This is a genomic window from Streptomyces sp. 8K308, from assembly GCF_004348315.1.
Classification (GTDB): domain Bacteria; phylum Actinomycetota; class Actinomycetes; order Streptomycetales; family Streptomycetaceae; genus Streptomyces.
Genome location: NZ_SMKC01000111.1, coordinates 1 through 19168, shown reverse-complemented (window position 1 = coordinate 19168; position 19168 = coordinate 1). Strand labels below are relative to the sequence as shown.

Annotated in this window: 19 protein-coding genes and 1 pseudogene; 17 read left to right on the top strand and 3 right to left on the bottom strand. The window is 71.3% G+C overall.

The features are described from left to right. Nucleotides 1-83 precede the first annotated feature (83 nt). From E1265_RS17220 to E1265_RS17140, 17 genes and pseudogenes are all read left to right on the top strand, one after another. Nucleotides 84-1088: an LCP family protein gene (locus E1265_RS17220; RefSeq protein WP_243740875.1), complete on the top strand. Its 1005-nt coding sequence runs from the start codon at nt 84-86 to the stop codon at nt 1086-1088. A 122-nt stretch (nt 1089-1210) separates the two neighbouring features. Continuing rightward, the gene (gene rpmE / locus E1265_RS17215; RefSeq protein ID WP_132931198.1) at nt 1211-1435 is read left to right on the top strand and encodes a 50S ribosomal protein L31; all 225 of its coding nucleotides are present in this window, start codon (nt 1211-1213) and stop codon (nt 1433-1435) included. A gap of 130 nt (nt 1436-1565) precedes the next feature. Next, nucleotides 1566-2636, top strand: coding sequence for a peptide chain release factor 1 (gene prfA / locus E1265_RS17210; protein WP_132931197.1), 1071 nt, complete (start codon nt 1566-1568; stop codon nt 2634-2636). Between the two features lie 25 nt (nt 2637-2661). Continuing rightward, complete coding sequence (gene prmC, locus E1265_RS17205) at nt 2662-3561, top strand: peptide chain release factor N(5)-glutamine methyltransferase (protein ID WP_243740874.1); 900 nt, start codon at nt 2662-2664, stop codon at nt 3559-3561. A gap of 17 nt (nt 3562-3578) precedes the next feature. Continuing rightward, the gene (locus E1265_RS17200) at nt 3579-4226 is read left to right on the top strand and encodes an L-threonylcarbamoyladenylate synthase (protein ID WP_132931195.1); all 648 of its coding nucleotides are present in this window, start codon (nt 3579-3581) and stop codon (nt 4224-4226) included. A gap of 41 nt (nt 4227-4267) precedes the next feature. Continuing rightward, complete coding sequence (locus tag E1265_RS17195; RefSeq protein WP_207931101.1) at nt 4268-4930, top strand: protein-tyrosine-phosphatase; 663 nt, start codon at nt 4268-4270, stop codon at nt 4928-4930. Nucleotides 4931-4973: 43 nt separating this feature from the next. Beyond that, nucleotides 4974-6152: pseudogene (locus E1265_RS17190) on the top strand (MraY family glycosyltransferase); the annotation flags it as partial. A gap of 889 nt (nt 6153-7041) precedes the next feature. Continuing rightward, nucleotides 7042-7467: a hypothetical protein gene (locus E1265_RS17185; protein WP_132931193.1), complete on the top strand. Its 426-nt coding sequence runs from the start codon at nt 7042-7044 to the stop codon at nt 7465-7467. Nucleotides 7468-7692: 225 nt separating this feature from the next. Then, complete coding sequence (atpB, locus tag E1265_RS17180) at nt 7693-8502, top strand: F0F1 ATP synthase subunit A (protein ID WP_243740873.1); 810 nt, start codon at nt 7693-7695, stop codon at nt 8500-8502. 72 nt (nt 8503-8574) lie between these two features. After that, complete coding sequence (gene atpE / locus E1265_RS17175; RefSeq protein ID WP_132931191.1) at nt 8575-8811, top strand: ATP synthase F0 subunit C; 237 nt, start codon at nt 8575-8577, stop codon at nt 8809-8811. Between the two features lie 50 nt (nt 8812-8861). Beyond that, nucleotides 8862-9422 carry a F0F1 ATP synthase subunit B gene (locus E1265_RS17170; RefSeq protein WP_132931201.1) on the top strand — a complete coding sequence of 187 codons (561 nt, stop codon included), beginning with the start codon at nt 8862-8864 and terminating at the stop codon, nt 9420-9422. Nucleotides 9423-9593: 171 nt separating this feature from the next. Continuing rightward, nucleotides 9594-10418, top strand: a complete 825-nt coding sequence (locus tag E1265_RS17165; protein ID WP_132931200.1) for a F0F1 ATP synthase subunit delta — start codon at nt 9594-9596, stop codon at nt 10416-10418. Between the two features lie 123 nt (nt 10419-10541). After that, nucleotides 10542-12113, top strand: a complete 1572-nt coding sequence (atpA, locus tag E1265_RS17160) for a F0F1 ATP synthase subunit alpha (protein ID WP_132931190.1) — start codon at nt 10542-10544, stop codon at nt 12111-12113. Nucleotides 12114-12116: 3 nt separating this feature from the next. After that, on the top strand, nt 12117-13046 hold the full coding sequence (locus tag E1265_RS17155; protein ID WP_132931189.1) for a F0F1 ATP synthase subunit gamma: 930 nt from the start codon (nt 12117-12119) through the stop codon (nt 13044-13046). Between the two features lie 2 nt (nt 13047-13048). Next, complete coding sequence (gene atpD / locus E1265_RS17150; RefSeq protein ID WP_132931188.1) at nt 13049-14503, top strand: F0F1 ATP synthase subunit beta; 1455 nt, start codon at nt 13049-13051, stop codon at nt 14501-14503. Nucleotides 14504-14615: 112 nt separating this feature from the next. Then, the gene (locus E1265_RS17145) at nt 14616-14999 is read left to right on the top strand and encodes a F0F1 ATP synthase subunit epsilon (protein WP_132931187.1); all 384 of its coding nucleotides are present in this window, start codon (nt 14616-14618) and stop codon (nt 14997-14999) included. 99 nt (nt 15000-15098) lie between these two features. Continuing rightward, on the top strand, nt 15099-15545 hold the full coding sequence (locus E1265_RS17140; RefSeq protein WP_132931186.1) for a DUF2550 domain-containing protein: 447 nt from the start codon (nt 15099-15101) through the stop codon (nt 15543-15545). A gap of 86 nt (nt 15546-15631) precedes the next feature. On the opposite strand, the gene E1265_RS17135 is transcribed toward E1265_RS17140, so the two are convergent. From E1265_RS17135 to E1265_RS17125, 3 genes are all read right to left on the bottom strand, one after another. Next, a complete protein-coding gene (locus tag E1265_RS17135) occupies nt 15632-17194 on the bottom strand; it encodes a glycosyl hydrolase family 18 protein (protein WP_132931185.1) in 1563 nt (520 codons plus the stop codon). Nucleotides 17195-17343: 149 nt separating this feature from the next. Then, the gene (locus E1265_RS17130; protein ID WP_132931184.1) at nt 17344-18003 is read right to left on the bottom strand and encodes a response regulator transcription factor; all 660 of its coding nucleotides are present in this window, start codon (nt 18001-18003) and stop codon (nt 17344-17346) included. Beyond that, the coding region (locus E1265_RS17125) for a histidine kinase (RefSeq protein ID WP_132931183.1) at nt 18000-19168 on the bottom strand (1169 nt) is incomplete at its 5' end. The genes E1265_RS17130 and E1265_RS17125, both read right to left, overlap by 4 nt.

The following is a 19168-nucleotide window of genomic DNA, read 5'->3' as shown; positions in this document are numbered from 1 at the left end:
CGGGGGGGTGCGGTCACACTGGGGAGGTGGCCCCACGAGTGGATGGCGGGTCGTCCAGACGGCGGCTGTGGCGCGTGGTGCGGGTGGGTGGACTGTGTCTGGTGCTGCTGCTGCTGCTCGCGGGGGCTGGGCTGACCGCGCTCTACATCAAGTTCGACCGGAACATCTCCCAGGTCGACATCGACAGCGTTCTCGGCCACGATCGGCCGGCGGACAGCCCCAACGGTTCCATGGACATCCTGGTGCTCGGCTCCGACTCGCGCGCCGGCACGGACGACGAGTACGGCGGGCACTCCGGCGCCAGGGCCGACACCGCGATGATCGTGCACCTCAACGAGGCGCGGGACGCCGCGACCGTCGTGTCGATACCGAGGGACACGCTGGTCGAGCGACCGTCGTGTGGGCGGGAGCCGGGCAAGAAGCGCGCCATGTTCAACGAGGCCTACAGCGTCGGCGGCCCGGCCTGCGCCGTGAAGACCGTGGAGAAGCTGACCGGCGTGCGCATGGACCACTACCTGGAGGTCGACTTCGAGGGCTTCTCCGGGCTCGTCGACACGCTCGGCGGCGTCGAGATCACCACCACCCAGGCCATCAGGGACGAGGACAGCAGGCTCGACCTGTCCGTCGGCACCCACACCCTCGACGGGGAACAGTCGCTGGCCCTGGTGCGCACCAGGAAGGCGCTCGCCGACGGAAGCGACCTCGGCCGGATACGGCTGCAGCACTCGTTCGTCAGGGCCCTGGCCAGGCAGGTCGGCGGCATCGGGCTCTTCACCGACCCGCGCCGGCTCTACGACATCGCCGACACGGCCACCCGGTCGGTCACCACCGACTCGGGGCTCGGCTCGGCCTCGGACCTCTACCGGCTGGCCCGCACCCTCAAGGGCATCGATCCGGACGCGATGACGATGCTGACGATGCCCGTCGCGTTCGATCCGAAGGACCCCAACCGCGTCGTCCCCATCGAAAGGCAGGCGACGCGGGTCTGGACGGCGCTGCGCGCCGACCGGCCGGTGCCCGCGTCGGCGACCGAGGGCTCGGCCGCCGAGCCGCGCGCGAACGAGCGAGAGGTGATCGCCAGGGAATAGTGGGGGCGTGGGGGCCGTTTTGGAGGGTGCGCACCAGTGCTGGCAGACTGGAGCGTCGGCCCCGGTTCACGGCGCGCATCCCGCGTGCCGACCCGGCGCCCTCCCGATCCTAGGAGAGACCCTTGAAGCGCGACATTCACCCGGCGTACGTCGAGACCCAGGTCAGCTGCACCTGTGGCGCGTCGTTCACCACCCGCTCCACCGTGAGCAGCGGGACCATCCGTGCCGACATCTGCTCGGAGTGCCACCCGTTCTACACCGGCAAGCAGAAGATCCTCGACACCGGTGGCCGCGTGGCCCGCTTCGAGGCGCGTTTCGGCAAGAACGCCGGGTCCACCCGCAAGTAGCGACCCCGACGGCGCCGGGCCCGGCCGCCTGCCCTGGGAGACCAGGGGGCGGCCGGACCGGCGCTTTTGCTTCAGTAAGAGGGGCACGTCCCGTAAGCCACCGTAAACGCAGAGCTCAGGAGCAGTCACGATGTTCGAGGCGGTCGAGGAACTCGTCGGCGAACACGCCGACCTGGAGCGCCGGCTCGCCGACCCCGGGATCCACGCCGACCAGGCCGCGGCCCGCCGGCTCAGCAAGCGGTACGCCGAGCTGACCCCGGTCATCACCACCTACCGCGCCTGGAAGCAGACCGGTGACGACATCGAGGCCGCCCGCGAACTCGCCGCGGAGGACCCCGAGTTCGCCGACGAGGTCAAGGAGCTCCAGGCGCGCCGCGAGGAGCTGACCGACGAGCTGCGGCTGCTGCTCGTGCCCCGCGACCCGGCCGACGGCAAGGACGTCATCCTGGAGATCAAGGCCGGCGAGGGCGGCGACGAGTCCGCGCTGTTCGCCGGCGACCTGCTGCGGATGTACCTGCGTTACGCGGAGCGCGTCGGCTGGCGCACCGAGATCATCGACGGCAACGAGTCGGACCTCGGCGGCTACAAGGACGTGTCGGTGGCCGTGAAGAGCCGCGGCACCCCCGCGCCCGGGCAGGGCGTCTGGGCCAGGCTGAAGTACGAGGGCGGCGTGCACCGGGTGCAGCGGGTGCCGGCCACCGAGTCCCAGGGCCGCATCCACACCTCGGCCGCCGGCGTCCTGGTGCTGCCCGAGGCCGAGGACGTCGAGGTTGAGATCAACCCGAACGACCTGCGCATCGACGTCTACCGCTCCTCCGGCCCCGGCGGCCAGTCCGTGAACACCACCGACTCCGCGGTCCGCATCACCCACCTGCCCACCGGCATCGTCGTCTCCTGCCAGAACGAGAAGAGCCAGCTGCAGAACAAGGAGCAGGCGCTGCGCATCCTGCGCGCCCGGCTGCTCGCGGCGGCCCGGGAGGAGGCCGACCGCGAGGCGTCCGACGCGCGTCGCAGCCAGGTGCGCACGGTGGACCGCTCGGAGCGGGTACGCACCTACAACTTCCCGGAGAACCGGATCTCCGACCACCGGGTGGGCTTCAAGGCGTACAACCTCGACCAGGTGCTCGACGGCGAGCTCGATCCGGTCATCCAGGCCTGCGTGGACGCTGACTCCGCCGCTAAGTTGGCGGCGGCGCAGTGACCGCGAGATGCGTAGGGTGGGCAGCGTGACTGCATCTACCGGGCGGCCGTCCGGGGCGCCCTCCGGCCGCGGGGCGACCCGCTCCCTGCTGCTGGCCGAGGTGGCGCGGGCCACCCAGCGGCTGGCCGACGCCGGGGTGCCATCGCCGCGGTACGACGCCGAGGAACTCGCCGCCTTCGTGCACGGCACCGAGCGCGGCCGGCTGCACTCCGTGCCCGACGCCGACTTCGACGCCTGCTACTGGGAGGCCGTGGCGCGCAGGGAGGCGCGCGAGCCGCTCCAGCACATCACCGGGCGCGCCTTCTTCCGCTACCTCGAACTCCAGGTGGGGCCCGGGGTTTTCGTGCCCCGCCCCGAGACCGAGTCGGTGGTCGGCTGGGCGATAGACGCGGTGCGCGCCATGGACGTGGCCGAGCCGCTGATCATCGACCTGTGCACCGGCTCGGGCGCCATCGCGCTGGCGCTCGCGCAGGAGGTCCCGCGCTCCCGCGTGCACGCCGTCGAGCTCGACGAGCGGGCGCTCGACTGGGCCAGGAGGAACGCCGAGGGCAGCCGCGTCGTGCTGCACCACGGGGACGCCCGCACCGCCCTGCCCGAGCTGAACGGGCAGGCGGACCTGGTGATCTCCAACCCGCCGTACATCCCGCTCGGCGAGTGGGAGCACGTGGCCCCCGAGGCCCGCGACCACGACCCACAGCTGGCGCTGTTCTCAGGCGAGGACGGCCTGGACACCATCCGGGGCCTGGAGCGGGCGGCGCACCGGCTGCTGCGGCACGGTGGCATGGTGGTCATCGAGCACGCTGACACCCAGGGCGGCCAGGTGCCCTGGATCTTCACCGAGGACCGTGGCTGGGCCGACGCCGCGGACCATCCCGACCTGAACAACCGGCCACGATTCGCCACGGCGCGTCGGGTCGCGCGGTGAGAGGAGGACCTTCAGCCATGGCACGTCGTTACGACTGCTCGGACCCGGTCGACCGCAAGCACGGGCTGCGGGAGGCGGCGTCCGCCGTGCGGCGCGGCGACCTCGTCGTGCTGCCCACCGACACCCTGTACGGGGTCGGCGCCGACGCCTTCAACACCGGTGCCGTGGGTGACCTGCTCGAGGCCAAGGGCCGTGGCCGCGGCATGCCGTCGCCCGTGCTGATCGGCTCGCCCAACACCCTGCACGGCCTCGTCACCGACTTCTCCGAGCGCGCCTGGGAGCTCGTCGACGCCTTCTGGCCCGGCGCGCTCACCATCGTCGCCAAGCACCAGCCGTCGCTCACCTGGGACCTCGGCGAGACCCGCGGCACGGTCGCGGTGCGGATGCCGCTGCACCCCGTGGCGCTCGAACTGCTCAAGGACTTCGGCCCGATGGCCGTCTCAAGCGCCAACCTCAGCGGCCACCCGCCGCCAGTCGACTGCGACGGCGCGATGGACATGCTGGGCGACTCGGTCGCCGTCTACCTGGACGGCGGGCCCACGCTTGACACCGTGCCCTCCTCGATCGTCGACGTCACCGGGAGCGTTCCGGTGCTGTTGCGCGCCGGGGCGGTGAGCGAGGAGGAGCTGCGCAAGGTCGTCCCCGATCTGGAGACCTCGCATTGACCCCGCCCGCGGCCAGCCCCGCGGACACCGGCAGCACCGGCATACCGGCCCCCGAGGTGCCCGGCGGTCCGCGGCAGGTCTTTCGGATACTGCACGTCAGCACGGGCAACGTGTGCCGTTCCCCGATCACCGAGCGGCTGACCCGCCAGGCACTCGCCGACCGCCTCGGCGGCTTCGCGGGCGGCCTGGTGGTGGAGAGCGCCGGCACCTGGGGCCACGAGGGCGCGCCGATGGAGGAGCACGCCGCCCAGCTGCTCGCCGAGTACGGCGCCGACGCCGGGGGCTTCACCGGCCGGGAACTGCTCGACGAGCATGTGATTCAAGCCGATCTGGTGCTCACGGCGACCCGCGACCACCGGGCCCAGGTGATCTCCATGGGGCACTCGGCCGGCCTGCGCACGTTCACGCTCAAGGAGTTCACCCGCCTGGTGCGGGCCATCGACATGACCACGCTGCCGGCCGCATCCTCGCCCGAGGGCCTGGTGGAGCGGGCGCGGGCGCTGTCGCGCGCGGCGGCCGCGCTGCGGGGGTGGCTGCTCGCCCCCAACGCCGAGGCCGACGAGGTGCAGGACCCGTATGGTGCCCCCTTGCCCTATTTCCGCAGCATCGGCGAGGAGATCAACGCGGCGCTCGATCCCGTCGTCACGGCCCTGACCGGCGTACCCTCGCGCGCACCGTGGCGGTCGAGGGGGGCGCGGGCATGAGAAGGTGTTCCGCGGTAGTCCAGCGAGACCACTGGGGCATCTTGTGCGCGAATACCTGTTGACGCTCTGCGTCGCCGCCGCCGTCACGTATCTGTTGACGGGTCCGGTGCGGAAGTTCGCGATCGCCTGGGGCGCCATGCCGGCGATCAGAGCGCGGGACATCCATCGCGAACCCACACCGCGGCTCGGCGGCATCGCGATGTTCGGCGGCCTGTGCGCGGGCCTGCTGGTGGCCGCGCAGCTGGAGAACATCGGCGAGCTCTTCCGGGTCTCGGACGAGCCGCGGGCGCTGCTCACCGGGGCGGCGCTGATCTGGATCGTCGGCGTCCTCGACGACCGGTACGGCGTGGACGCGCTGCTCAAGCTCGGCCTGCAGATGATCGCGGCCGGCGTGATGGTGCTCCAGGGCCTCACCATCCTGTGGCTGCCGGTGCCGACGGTCGGCCTGGTCGCGCTGACGCCGCTCCAGGGCACGCTGCTGACGGTGGCCATCGTGGTGGTCACCATCAACGCGGTGAACTTCGTGGACGGCCTCGACGGCCTGGCCGCCGGCATGGTGTGCATCGCGGCGGCGGCGTTCTTCCTGTACGCCTACCGCATCTGGTACGGCTACGGGATCGAGGCCGCCGCCCCAGCGACGCTCTTCGCGGCCGTGCTGATGGGCATGTGTATCGGCTTCCTGCCGCACAACCTGCCCCCGGCGCGGATCTTCATGGGCGACTCGGGATCGATGCTGCTCGGCCTGGTGCTGGCCGCCGGGGCGGTGTCCATCACCGGGCAGGTCGACCCGGACGCGTTGGGGCTCGACCTGACCGGCCGGGAGCGCACGGTGCAGCAGGTGCCGGTGTACATCCCGCTGATGCTGCCGCTGACGATCATCGTGGTGCCGTTCCTGGACCTGGTGATGGCGATCGTGCGCCGCACGTGGAACGGCCGCTCCCCCTTCAGCGCGGACCGCGGCCACCTGCACCACCGGCTGCTGGAGATCGGCCACTCGCAGAGCCGTGCCGTGCTGATCATGTACTTCTGGTCGGCGCTGATCTCGTTCGGCGCGGTCGCCTACTCGGTGCAGTCGGCGAACGAGTGGGCGAGCGCGTGGATCGTGCCGACGGTGCTCGTGCTGAGCGCGATCGGGCTCGTGGTGCTGCTCATGCCGCGCTTCACGCCGCGCGCGCCCCGCTGGGCGCAGAGCGTCGTCCCCCCGCGGTACCGCCTGCGGGGCGCGCCTGCCGGCGCGACCGGCTCGAAGGGCCAGGTGCCGGCGACGTCCGGGGTGGGTACGGCGGCGGCCGGCGAGGGGCCGGCCGAGCCGGAGACGCCTCCGGCGGTGGCCGGCACGGCGGCCGCGCCGCCGGCTTCGTCCGCCGGCGAGAAGCCGGCTTCGCCGGCAGGTGCCGGCGCGGCTTCAGCCGCTGGCGGATCCGCGGTGGATGCCGACACGGCCTCGCCGGCTGGGCGGCCTGCCGCATCGGTGCCTGCCGGCGCGACCGGCTCGAAGGGCCAGGTGCCGGCGACGTCCGGGGTGGGTACGGCGGCGGCCGGCGAGGGGCCGGCCGAGCCGGAGACGCCTCCGGCGGTGGCCGGCACGAAGCCGGCTTCGCCGGCTGGGCAGGCCGGCGATGGCGCTACCGCGCCGCTGGCTTCGCCGGCCAGGCGCGCCGCCGAGACCGGCCAGGGGCCGGCCTCCGATCCGGAGGCCGATGGCACGCCGGCGCAGCCGGCGGCGGCCGACCGCGCCGGAGGCGAGCCGACCAAGCCCGCCGCGGGCGGCGGGCGGCGGCCGAGGGGGGCGACTGCGGTCGGGGAGCGGCAGCGGTTCGGGCGCCGGCGGATCGACAGTCGGTCGTGAAAGCGGCTCTGGCCGGGCCGGCCAGGCCTTGGCGCCGGCGGATCGACAGTCGGTCGTGAAGCACGTTCAGCCCGGGCTGACCAGGCCCTAGCAGATGACGATCTTCCCGTCAGCACCGCAACGGTTTGATTACCTCTCCTGTGTGAGGTCCTGCACACGAACTGGGTAAAGACCTCATCAAATAGTTTGTGATAGCGTTCACGAAACGCTCGTCAACTAGTCAACGACGACAGTCCCCGAAGCCCGTCGGAGAAACACTTCCATGCAGTCCAACGACGCCGCGATCATCCGTGGCGCCGCGATCCCCACTGCCGCGGTAGGTGTGCTGGCCGTCGCCATCGGCGCGGCGGTGGCCGCGGTCGACGGCGCCGTCGGGGTAGCCCTCGGAGTGCTCCTCGCCGCTTTCTTCTTCGGCGGTGGCCTGCTCTCCCTCGGGTACGTCGGCCGCCGCTGGCCCGAGCTCTTCTTCGGCGCGGCCTTCCTGATCTACACCACGCAGATGGTTCTGCTGGCCGCCGCGCTCTTCCTGCTGCGCGACGCCTCGTTCCTCAACACCCGTGCCTTCGCCATCGGCGTGATGGCCGGCACCGCCGCCTGGCTCGCGGGGCAGGTTCGGGCGCATGTGCGCACCAAGGTTCCCTATGTGGTGCCCGAGTCCGCCGGTGCCGCGCCTGGTGGGCGGCCATGACCGGCAGCGGTGACCGCGGGGGCTGTATAACGGGCCTCGTCGTGGGCTGCTATCGTCCGTCGCCGAGAGCCGAGTCGAGGCCGGCGCGCGTGCTGTGCGGGACAGCGGTGCATGTGCCGACCGGCGTTTCTCCCGCCACACCCAGTCCAGTGCCGTTCCGTGGCATGCCGCCACGCCGACACATCGAGGTTGCCGTATTCATGCGTCACGCCGAGGGAGCTCACGGTGAGTAACGAAGAAGTGCTCGCCTTCGAGACCGATTGCCACCTGTTCCAAGACTGCGGCTTCCCCGCCCCGTCGGTGTGGTCGTTCCTCTTCGAGCCGATCGTCCACATCGGACCGATCGAGTTCAACAAGATCATGCTGCTGGCGCTCCTCGGCACGGCGCTGATCCTCACCTTCTTCTGGGCCGCGTTCGCCAACCCGAAGGTCGTGCCGGGCAAGCTCCAGATGGTGGCCGAGGCCGGCTACGACTTCGTGCGCCGCGGCATCGCCCGCGAGGTCATGGGCAAGAAGGGCGAGCCCTTCGTCCCGTTCCTCGTCTCGCTGTTCTTCTTCGTCTGGATCATGAACCTCTGGGCGGTCATCCCGTTCGCCCAGTTCCCCGTCACCTCGGCCATCGCCTTCCCGGCCGGCCTCGCCGTGGTGGTGTGGATCACGTACATGACGGTCACCTTCAGGACCAACGGCTTCGTCGGCGGCATCCGCAACCTCTGCGTGCCCAGCGGCCTGCCCAAGCCGATCTACGTGATCCTGACGCCCATCGAGTTCTTCTCGAACGTCCTTCTGCGGCCCTTCACGCTGGCGGTCCGGCTCTTCGCCAACATGTTTGCCGGCCACCTGCTGCTGCTGCTCTTCACCATCGCCTCCTGGTACATGATGGGCAGCTTCGTCGGCACGCTCTACGCGATCCCCTCGCTGGCGCTGGCGCTGGTCCTGACGGGTTTCGAGATGTTCATCCAGGCCCTGCAGGCCTACGTCTTCGTCGTCCTGACCGCCAACTACCTCTCCCAGGCGCTCGAAGAAGCGCACTGAGAGCCCCAAGCACAACCCTCCGGTGGGCGCTCACACCCCACCGGCCCACCACAGAGAAGGAATACAACGGACATGTCCGCTTTCGAAACCCTGGCCGCCGTCGAGGGAAGCGTCAACACCATCGGTTTCGGCCTCGCGGCCATCGGCCCCGGTGTCGGCGTCGGCATCGTCTTTGGTAACGGTGTCCAGGCCATGGCCCGGCAGCCCGAGGCGGCCGGCCTGATCAGGACCAACATGCTGCTCGGCTTCGCCGTTATCGAGGCGCTGGCGCTGATGGGCTTCGTGCTCGCGTTCGCCATCGGCGGCTGAGCCTCTCGCCCGAGGCTCTTACAGACGAGAGGTCCACCAACATGATCACGATGATCGAACTGGCGGCGGAGGAGCCCAACAGCCCGCTGCTGCCCGTGTGGCCCGAGGTCGCTGTCGGTCTGATCTGCTTCGGCATCATCTTCTTCGCCTTCTACAAGAAGCTGCTGCCGAACATCAACAAGACCCTCGAGGAGCGCCGCGAGGCCATCGAGGGCGGTATCGAGAAGGCCCAGTCCGTGCAGGCCGAGGCCCGCCAGACGCTGGACAGCTACAAGGAGCTGCTGGCCGAGGCGCGGCACGAGGCCGCCAGGCTGCGTCAGGAGGCGCAGGAGCAGGGCGCCGCGCTCATCGCCGAGATGCGCGCGGAGGGTCAGCGGCAGCGCGAGGAGATCATCTCCGCCGGTCACGCCCAGATCGCGGCCGACCGCAAGCAGGCCACCGAGCAGCTGCGGCAGGACGTGGGCCAGCTGGCCATCGAGCTGGCCGGCCGGCTCGTCGGCGAGTCCCTCGAGGACCACGCCCGGCAGAGCCGCACCATCGACCGGTTCCTCGACGAGCTCGAGGAGCAGGCCAGCGGCTCGGTCCCGAGCCCCACCGAGGCTGGTCGATGAGTTCCAGCGACGGCAGGGCGAGCCGCCGGGCCGGTGCCCGGCGGCGTCCGGCCTGTGACAGCGAGTGAGAAGGGGTGACTGAGGAATGATCGGAACGGCGAGCCGCCGAGTGAGCGGCTCCCGGCGCCGGGTCCCCCTTCACGCGCGAGTGAGAAGGGGAGCGTGACCAGGATGATCGGAGCGAGCCGTGAGGCCGTCGAGGCCGCGCGCGAGCGGCTTGACGCGCTGACCGACAACACCCGCGTGGACGTGGCCGCGCTGGCCGCCGATCTGGCCGCGGTCACCGCGCTGCTCGACCGCGAGACCGCGCTGCGGCGGCTGCTGACCGACCCGGCGCAGCCGGGCGAGGGCAAGGCCGATCTGGTCGGCCGGCTGCTCACCGGGCAGGTGAGCGGGGAGGCCGTCGACCTGGTCTCCGGCATGGTCAGGTCCCGCTGGACGAGCTCCCGCGACCTGGTCGACGCGGTGGAGGGTCTGGCCGACAGCGCCGATCTGATCGCGGCCGACGAGGCCGGCGTGCTCGACACCGTGGAGGACGAGCTGTTCCGGTTCGGCCGGATCGTCGTCACCTCGCCGGAGCTGAGCGCCGCGCTCAGCGCGAAGGACACCGACTCGGAGCGGATCGCCGCCAGGGCCGGACTGATCCGCGAGCTGCTCGGGGGCCGCGCCCACGAGGTCACGATCCGCCTCGTCACGAGGCTGGTGGAACGGCCGCGGGGACGTAGCCTGGACAGCGGGCTTGACGCCCTGTGCGTGCTGGCCGCCGCGCGGCGTGGTCGCTCGGTCGCCGTGGTCACCTCGGCGGTACCGCTCAGTGACGCTCAGCGACAGCGGCTCGGCGACGCGCTGGCCCGGCTCTACAGCCGGCCCATCCAGCTGAACCTGGACGTCGACCCGACGGTCATCGGCGGGATCTCGGTTCGCGTCGGCGACGAGGTCATCCACGGCACGATCGCCGACCGGCTGGACGAGGTCAACCGGCGGATGGCCGGCTGACCGGCCCACGTGGCCGGGGCGCGCCACCTGACGGCGCCACCAACTCAAGAAGCAGTACTAGCGGCCCGAGTTGGGCCGTAGTGGAAGAACTTACGGGCCCAACAAGGAGAGCAGGGAACCCAGATGGCGGAGCTCACGATCCGGCCGGATGAGATCCGGGACGCACTGGAGAACTTCGTCCAGTCGTACACGCCGGACGCGGCCTCGCGCGAAGAGGTCGGGACGGTCAGCGTTGCCGGTGACGGCATCGCGAAGGTCGAGGGACTGCCCTCGGCCATGGCGAACGAGCTGCTTGAGTTCGAGGACGGCACCCTCGGCCTCGCCCTCAACCTCGAGGAGCGGGAGATCGGCGTCGTCGTCCTCGGTGAGTTCAGCGGCATCGAGGAGGGCCAGCCGGTGCGCCGCACCGGCGAGGTGCTCTCGGTGGCCGTCGGCGAGGGTTACCTGGGCCGGGTCGTCGACCCGCTGGGCAACCCGATCGACGGACTCGGCGACATCGAGACCAGCGGGCGTCGCGCCCTCGAGCTGCGCGCCCCAAGCGTCATGCAGCGCAAGTCGGTGCACGAGCCCATGGAGACGGGCTACAAGGCCGTCGACACCATGACCCCGATCGGCCGTGGCCAGCGTCAGCTGATCATCGGCGACCGCCAGACCGGCAAGACGGCGCTCGCGGTCGACACGATCATCAACCAGCGCGACAACTGGCGTTCCGGCGACCCGAGCAAGCAGGTCCGCTGCATCTACGTGGCGATCGGCCAGAAGGGCTCCACCATCGCCTCGGTGCGTGGCGCCCTGGAGGAGGCCGGCGCGCTGGAGTACACCACCATCGTGGCCGCCCCGGCGTCCGACCCGGCGGGCTTCAAGTACATCGCCCCCTACACCGGCTCGGCCATCGGTCAGCACTGGATGTACGAGGGCAAACACGTCCTGATCATCTTCGACGACCTGTCGAAGCAGGCCGACGCCTACCGCGCCGTCTCGCTGCTGCTGCGTCGCCCGCCGGGCCGCGAGGCCTACCCGGGCGACGTGTTCTACCTGCACTCCCGGCTGCTCGAGCGCTGCGCCAAGCTGTCCGACGACATGGGCGCCGGCTCGATGACGGGGCTGCCGATCGTGGAGACCAAGGCCAACGACGTCTCCGCGTTCATCCCGACCAACGTGATCTCCATCACCGACGGTCAGTGCTTCCTGGAGTCCGACCTGTTCAACGCGGGCCAGCGCCCGGCGCTGAACGTCGGCATCTCCGTCTCCCGCGTCGGTGGCTCCGCGCAGCACAAGGCGATCCGGCAGATCACCGGTTCGCTCCGCGTGGACCTGGCCCAGTACCGCGAGCTCGAGGCGTTCGCCGCCTTCGGCTCCGACCTGGACGCGGCGTCCAAGGCCGCCCTGGCCCGCGGCCAGCGCATGGTCGAGCTGCTGAAGCAGGAGCAGTACAACCCGTACCCGACCGAGAACCAGGTCGTGTCGGTCTGGGCCGGCACCAACGGCCTGATGGACGACATCCCGGTCGGCGACATCCGTCGCTTCGAGCGTGAGCTGCTGGACTATCTGGGCCGGGAGCACAAGGGTCTGATGACCTCGATCCGCGAGGGCGGCAAGATGTCGGACGACACGCTCCAGGCCGTCGAGGCCGCCGTCAAGAAGTTCAAGTCGCAGTTCGAGACGGCGGACGGCAAGCTGCTGGGCGAGGGCTGATCCATGGGCTCCCAGCTTCGGACCTACAAGCGGCGGATCAGGTCGGTCTCGGCGACCAAGAAGATCACCCGCGCCATGGAGATGATCGCGGCCTCGCGCATCATCAAGGCGCAGCGTCGGGTGGCCGCGGCCACGCCGTACGCCGACGAGCTCACCAACGCGGTGACCGCGGTGGCGTACGGCTCCGAGGTCAAGCACCCGCTGACCACCAAGCTCGAGCGGCCGCGCCGCGCCGCGGTGCTGCTGATCACCGCGGACCGCGGCCTGGCCGGCGGGTACTCGTCCAACGCCATCAAGGCGGGCGAGCACCTGACGGGCGAGCTGGTGGCCTCCGGCATGGAGGTCGACACGTACATCGTCGGCCGCAAGGGTGTGACGTACTACGGGTTCCGTGAGCGCCCCTACGTCCAGTCCTGGACGGGGTTCACGGACAACCCCACGTACGAGGACGCCAAGGAGGTCGCGGCGCCGCTGATCGAGGCCATCCGCAAGGACTCCGACGAGGGCGGCGTGGACGAGCTCCACATCGCCTACACGGAGTTCGTCTCGATGATCAGCCAGACGCCGGTGGAGCGCCAGCTGCTGCCGATGGAGCTCGGTGGCTCGGCGGAGGAGGCGGCCGAGACCTTCAAGTACGCCGGCCAGCCGCGTCCGCTGTACGACTTCGAGCCGTCGGCCGAGCAGGTCCTCGACGCGCTGCTGCCGCGGTACGTGGAGAGCAGGATCTACACGGCCCTGCTCCAGGCGGCCGCCTCCAAGCACGCCGCGACCCGGCGGGCCATGAAATCGGCGACGGACAACGCGGACGAGCTCATCAGGTCGCTGACGCGGCTTGCCAACGCGGCCCGCCAGGCCGAAATCACCCAGGAAATCACCGAGATCGTCGGTGGCGCGAGCGCCTTGGCCGACGCGACCGCGGGAAGTGAACGCTAACCATGACCACTGCTGCTGAGGCGGCCACCAGCAAGGCCGCGGCCACGGGCCGGATCGCCCGAGTCATCGGCCCGGTCGTCGACGTGGAGTTCCCCGTCGACGCCATGCCGGACATCTACAACGCCCTGACGGTCGAGGTCGCCGACCCGGCCGAGAAGGGCACCACCAGGACGCTGACCCTCGAGGTGGCGCAGCACCTGGGTGAGGGCCTGGTGCGCACCATCGCGCTCGAGCCCAACGACGGTCTGGTGCGTCAGGCGCCGGTCACCGACACCGGCCGGGGCATCTCGGTGCCGGTCGGCGACGTGACCAAGGGCCGGGTGTTCAACACCCTGGGCCAGATCCTGAACGAGCCGGAGGCCGAGTCCGAGGTCACCGAGCGGTGGGACATCCACCGCAAGGCGCCGGCGTTCGACCAGCTTGAGTCGAAGACCGAGATGTTCGAGACCGGCCTGAAGGTCATCGACCTGCTCACCCCGTACGTCAAGGGCGGCAAGATCGGCCTCTTCGGCGGCGCCGGCGTGGGCAAGACGGTGCTCATCCAGGAGCTGATCATCCGTGTGGCGCGGCTGCACGAGGGTGTGTCGGTGTTCGCCGGCGTCGGCGAGCGCACCCGTGAGGGCAACGACCTGATCGAGGAGATGGCGGAGTCGGGCGTGCTCCCGCAGACCGCGCTCGTCTTCGGTCAGATGGACGAGCCGCCGGGCACCCGCCTTCGGGTGGCGCTGGCCGGTCTGACGATGGCGGAGTACTTCCGCGACGTCCAGAAGCAGGACGTGCTGTTCTTCATCGACAACATCTTCCGCTTCACCCAGGCCGGTTCCGAGGTCTCCACGCTGCTGGGCCGCATGCCGTCCGCAGTGGGCTACCAGCCGAACCTGGCCGACGAGATGGGCGTGCTGCAGGAGCGCATCACCTCCACCCGCGGTCACTCGATCACCTCGATGCAGGCGATCTACGTCCCCGCCGACGACCTGACCGACCCGGCGCCGGCGACCACCTTCGCCCACCTGGACGCGACCACGGTGCTTTCGCGGCCGATCTCGGAGAAGGGCATCTACCCGGCGGTGGACCCGCTGGACTCGACCTCCCGGATCCTGGACCCGCGGTACGTCGCGCAGGACCACTACGACTGCGCGGCCCGCATCAAGGGGATCCTGCAGAAGTACAAGGACCTGCAGGACATCATCGCGATCCTCGGTATGGACGAGCTGAGCGAGGAGGACAAGCTCACCGTCCAGCGGGCGCGGCGCATCGAGCGCTTCCTGTCGCAGAACACCCACGCGGCGAAGCAGTTCACCGGCCTCGACGGCTCGGACGTGCCGCTCGACGAGACGATCGCGGCGTTCAACGCGATCGCGGACGGCGAGTTCGACCACTTCCCCGAGCAGGCGTTCTTCATGTGCGGTGGCCTGGACGACCTGAAGGCGAAGGCCAAGAAGCTGGGCGTCTCCTGAACCAGGTTTCGTCTTGTGGGGCGGGGTGCCCCCAACCCTGGTTGGGGGCACCCCGCCCCATGGGTGCCACGGGGCGCCAACTATTCTTTAGCAGGGAGAGAGGGGAGCCATCGTGGCTGAGCTGCACGTCGAGTTGGTCGCCGCGGACCGTCAGGTCTGGTCGGGCGAGGCCAGCCTTGTCGTGGCGCGCACCACCTCCGGCGACATCGGCATCATGCCCGGCCACCAGCCGCTGCTCGCGGTGCTCAAGCCGTGCCCGGTGACCATCCGCACGGCCGGTGAGAGCGGTCAGGGCAGTGTCGTGGCCGCCGTGCACGGCGGGTTCATCTCCTACACGGACGGTAAGCTGTCGCTGCTCGCGGAGATCGCCGAGCTGTCCGAGGAGATCGACGTCGAGCGCGCCGAGCGCGCCCTGGAGCGGGCGAAGGCGGAGTCCGACGCGCCCGCCGAGGAGCGTGCCGACGTGCGGCTGCGGGCCGTGGCGGCGAGTCGCTGACGCACGGCCGGCCGCCAGCGGCCGGCCACCACCATCTTCGGCAGGCGAAAACGGGGCAGCCGGCACGGGACACGGCACGAGGCGAGGAGGTCGATCGGGATGGTCCTCGCTCTGCTCGTAGCCGGGGCGGCGCTCGCGCTGCTGGTGCTCGGGCTTTTCGGCTTCGGCGTGCGGCGCCGGCTGATCCAGCGCTCCGGCGGTACCTTCGACTGCAGCGCCCGGTTCACCGCGCCACGCGCCGGCCAGTCGCAGGGCAAGGGCTGGCTCTACGGGGTGGCCAGGTACAACGGCGACCACGTGGAGTGGTTCCGGGTCTTCTCCTACGCGCTGCGGCCGCGCCGCACGCTGCAGCGGGACCGCATCCAGGTGCGGGACCGGCGGCAGCCGGTGGGCGAGGAGGAGCTGGCGTTGCTGCCGGGGGCCGTGGTGCTGAGCTGCCGCCACGACGAGTGGGACGTGGAGCTGGCGATGAGCGAGGACGCCCTGACCGGCTTCCTCGCCTGGCTCGAGGCGGCCCCGCCGGGCCAGCGGGTCAACGTGGCCTGATCGGTCGCACGTGGTGCGCGGCCGGGACGGCGTGAGGTCAGCCGTCCCGGCCGTGGTTTTCGTCCGGGCCGGTGGAGGCGCGCTCCCTAGCCGGAGAGGCCCGTCGCGATGGCTCGGGCCAGCGCCGCGTCGCCGCTGTCACCCGAGAACTCCCAGAAGAAGGCGCCGCCGAGGCCTCGTTGGCGGGCCCAGGCCATCTTGTTCGTGACGGTCGCCGGTGTGTCGTAGCTCCACCACTGGTTGCCGCAGTGCGCGTAGGCGGTTCCCGCCACCGTGCCGGTGGCCGGGCAGCGGGCGGCGAGCACCTCGTAGTCCTCGATGCCCTGCTCGTATGTGCCGGGCGCGGGGCCGGTGGCGCTGCCGCCGGGCGCGCTCTGCGAGACGCCGGTCCAGCCGCGGCCGTAGAAGCCGATGCCGAGCAGCAGCTTGTTCGCCGGGACGCCCTGCGCGATCAGCGCGTCGATGGCCGCCTCCGAGGTGAATCCCTGGGTGGGCAGGCCGTTGTACGAGGTCAGCGGCGAGTGCGGGGCGGTGGGCCCGGTGCCGGCCCAGGCGCCGAAGAAGTCGTAGGTCATGACGTTGAGGTAGTCGGCGTACTGGACGCCGTAGGCGTAGTCGGAGGCGGCGATCTTGCCGCCGGCCGAGGCGTCCGCGGTGATGGCCGCCGTGACCAGCTGGTCGCCGAAGACGTCGCGGAAGGCGCGCATCATGTCGCCGAACGCCCGCGGGCCGCTGCTGTCGCAGCTCAGGCCGCAGGCGTTGGGGTACTCCCAGTCCAGGTCGATGCCGTCGAAGACGCCGGCCCAGCGCGGGTCGTTGACCAGGTCGTAGCAGGACCGCGCGAACCGCTGCGGGTCGCGCATGGCCTCGGTGAAGCCGCCCGACCAGGTCCAGCCGCCGAAGGACCAGAGCACCTGGATGTGCGGGTAGCGCTCCTTGAGCTGGCGCAGCTGGTTGAAGTTGCCGCGGAGCGCGCCGGGGTCCCAGGTGTCGGCGACGCCGCTGACGCTCTCGGCGGCGCTGTAGGCGCGGTCGTAGGCGGCGTACGAGTCGCCCACCTGGCACTCGCCGTTGGTCACGTTGCCGAAGGCGTAGTTGATGTGGGTGATGTTCTCGGCCGCGCCGGAGTCCACGATGTCCTTGACGTGGTAGTCGCGGCCGTAGACGCCCCACTCGGTGAAGTAGCCGAGGTTGATCTGGTCGTCGGGCGGGGTGCCGCCGTTGTCGCCGCCGTCGTCTCCGCCGTCGCTGCCGTCGCAGGGCTGGCCGTTGAGCAGGCAGTTGGCGGGGGCGCCGGGGCCGCTGCCGTTGAAGCCGAAGGTGGCGGTCTGGCCGGGGGCCAGGGTGCCGTTCCAGCCGGCGTCGCGGGCGGTCCAGTGGGTGCCGCTGTTGGTGACGCGGGCGTCCCAGGCCGAGGTGACGGCCGTGCCCGAGGGGAAGTCCCACTCCAGCGTCCAGCCGTTGAGTGGCTGGTCGCCGGTGTTTCTGATAGTCCAGCGGCCCTCGAAGCCGGTGGACCAGTCGGAGGTCTTGGCATAGGTGGCGGTGGCGGTGGCGCCCTGGGCCGGGCCGGCCACCGCCACGATCCAGGCGAGGGGAAGGGCGAACACCGCGAGTAGGGCGGTGATTCGGCGTCTGACGCGTGGCAAGGAAGGCTCCTCGAGTCGGCCGGGTGAGATGTGGGGGAGCCCCGGGAGTGGGGCAAGTCCGTGCCGTGGAGCGGTACTTCGACCGCGTTCGATAGCCGTGAGGGTAGAATGGTCCAGACCAACGGTCAAGAGGTCTGTACCACAGGCGGTCAGCCGCCGGTGACGCCCGCCTCCTGGGCCAGCACCGCCGCCTGCACCCGGCTCCGCAGCCCCAACTTGTGCAGGATCCGGCTGACATGGGTCTTCACCGTGGCCTCCGCCATGCCGAGCCGCTCGGCGATCTGGGCGTTGGCGAGCCCGGCGCCGACGTGCGCCAGGACCTCGCGCTCCCGCGGGGTGAGCGTCGCGAGGCGGGTCGGATCCGCCGCGGGCGCCCGCGGGACCGGCGAGGCGCGGGCGAACTCGGCGATCAGCCGGCGCGTCACGGCGGGCGCGATGGTGCCCTCGCCGGCCGCCACCGTGCGCACCGCCGCGATCAGCGCGGTGGCGTCGCTGTCCTTCAGCAGGAAGCCGCCGGCGCCGGCGCGCAGCGCGCCGAAGACGTACTCGTCGAAGTCGAAGGTGGTCAGCACCAGCACCTCGGCCAGCCGCTCGGCGGTGATCAGCGCCGTCGCCGCGACGCCGTCGAGCACGGGCATCTGGATGTCCATCAGCACCAGGTCGGGCCGTAGCGCGCGGGCGAGCTCGACCGCGCGCTCGCCGTCGGCCGCCTCGCCGACCACCTCGATGTCCGGGGCGCTGCCCAGGATCAGCACCAGGCCCTGCCGCACCGCCGCCTGGTCCTCGGCGACCACCACCCGCAGGGTCATGAGCCCGCCAGGGGAAGCGTGGCCCGCACCCGCCAGCGGGGCGCGCTGCCCTGGTCGGGCGCGGGACCCGCGGCGAACGCGCCGGCGAGCAGCTCGACGCGCTCCCGCATGCCGATGAGGCCGGTGCCAGAGCCTGGGGCGCGGCTGGGCGCGTCCGCGTCGTAGGGGCTGGTGACCGTCACGGTCAGCGCCTCCTCGTCCTGGGCCAGGGCCACCTCGACCTCGCCGGGGGCGGCGTGCTTGACCGCGTTGGTCAGGGACTCCTGGACGATGCGGTACGCGGCGAGCTCGATGGGCGTCGGCAGGGGGGCGCCTTCGGGGCGCTCGTCCCGGGCGGTGAACGCGAGCCGGCCGGCGCCGCCGTCGCTGGCCCGGCGCAGCAGCGTCGGCAGCCCGTCGAGGCTCGGGACGGCCTCGGGGTCGTCGGTGGCGCCCGAGTCCCGCAGCAGGCCGATGAGTCGGCGCATCTCGGTCAGGCCCTGGGTGCTGTTCTCGCGGATCACGGTCAGCGCCTGCCGGGTCGCGGCGGGCTCGTCCAGGGTGAGCGCGGCGGTGGAGTGGATGGCGATGGCCGACAGGTGGTTGGCCACCATGTCGTGCAGCTCCCTTGCCATCCGCGACCGCTCGCCGGCCACCGCCTGCGCCCGGTCCATCTCGGCGAGCAGCGCGGTCTGCTCGGCGCGCAGCCGCTCGGCGGCGGCGGCTTCCCGGTGGTCGCGGAGCATCAGCCCGGTCCAGGCGGAGGCGGAGGTGACGCCCGCGCACAGCACGCCGAACAGCAGGGCCTCGGGGGTGCGCAGCCAGGCGAGCGCGCCGACGGCGACGGTGATGCTGAGGACCGTGCTCCCGTGGGTGACGGCCCTGCCGAAGCGCGGGCCGCCGTAGAGCGTGGCCGCGTAGAAGATGTCGGCGAGCATGATCATGACGGCCAGCAGTCCGCCGAAGGCGGCGTCCAGGCCGAAGGCGGCGACGGCCAGCGGCAGCGCCACCGGGGGCATCCGGCGCAGCAGCACGGCGCCGCACATGGCGAGCAGCCCGACCAGCGCGAGCGGGCCGAGCGAGCGGTCGGGGGAGGTGGTGTTCAGGTCGAAGACGATGCCGAACAGGCCGCCGGCCAGCCCGGCGGCCGCGATCCACACGTCGTGGCGGTGGGGGCGGGGTGGGC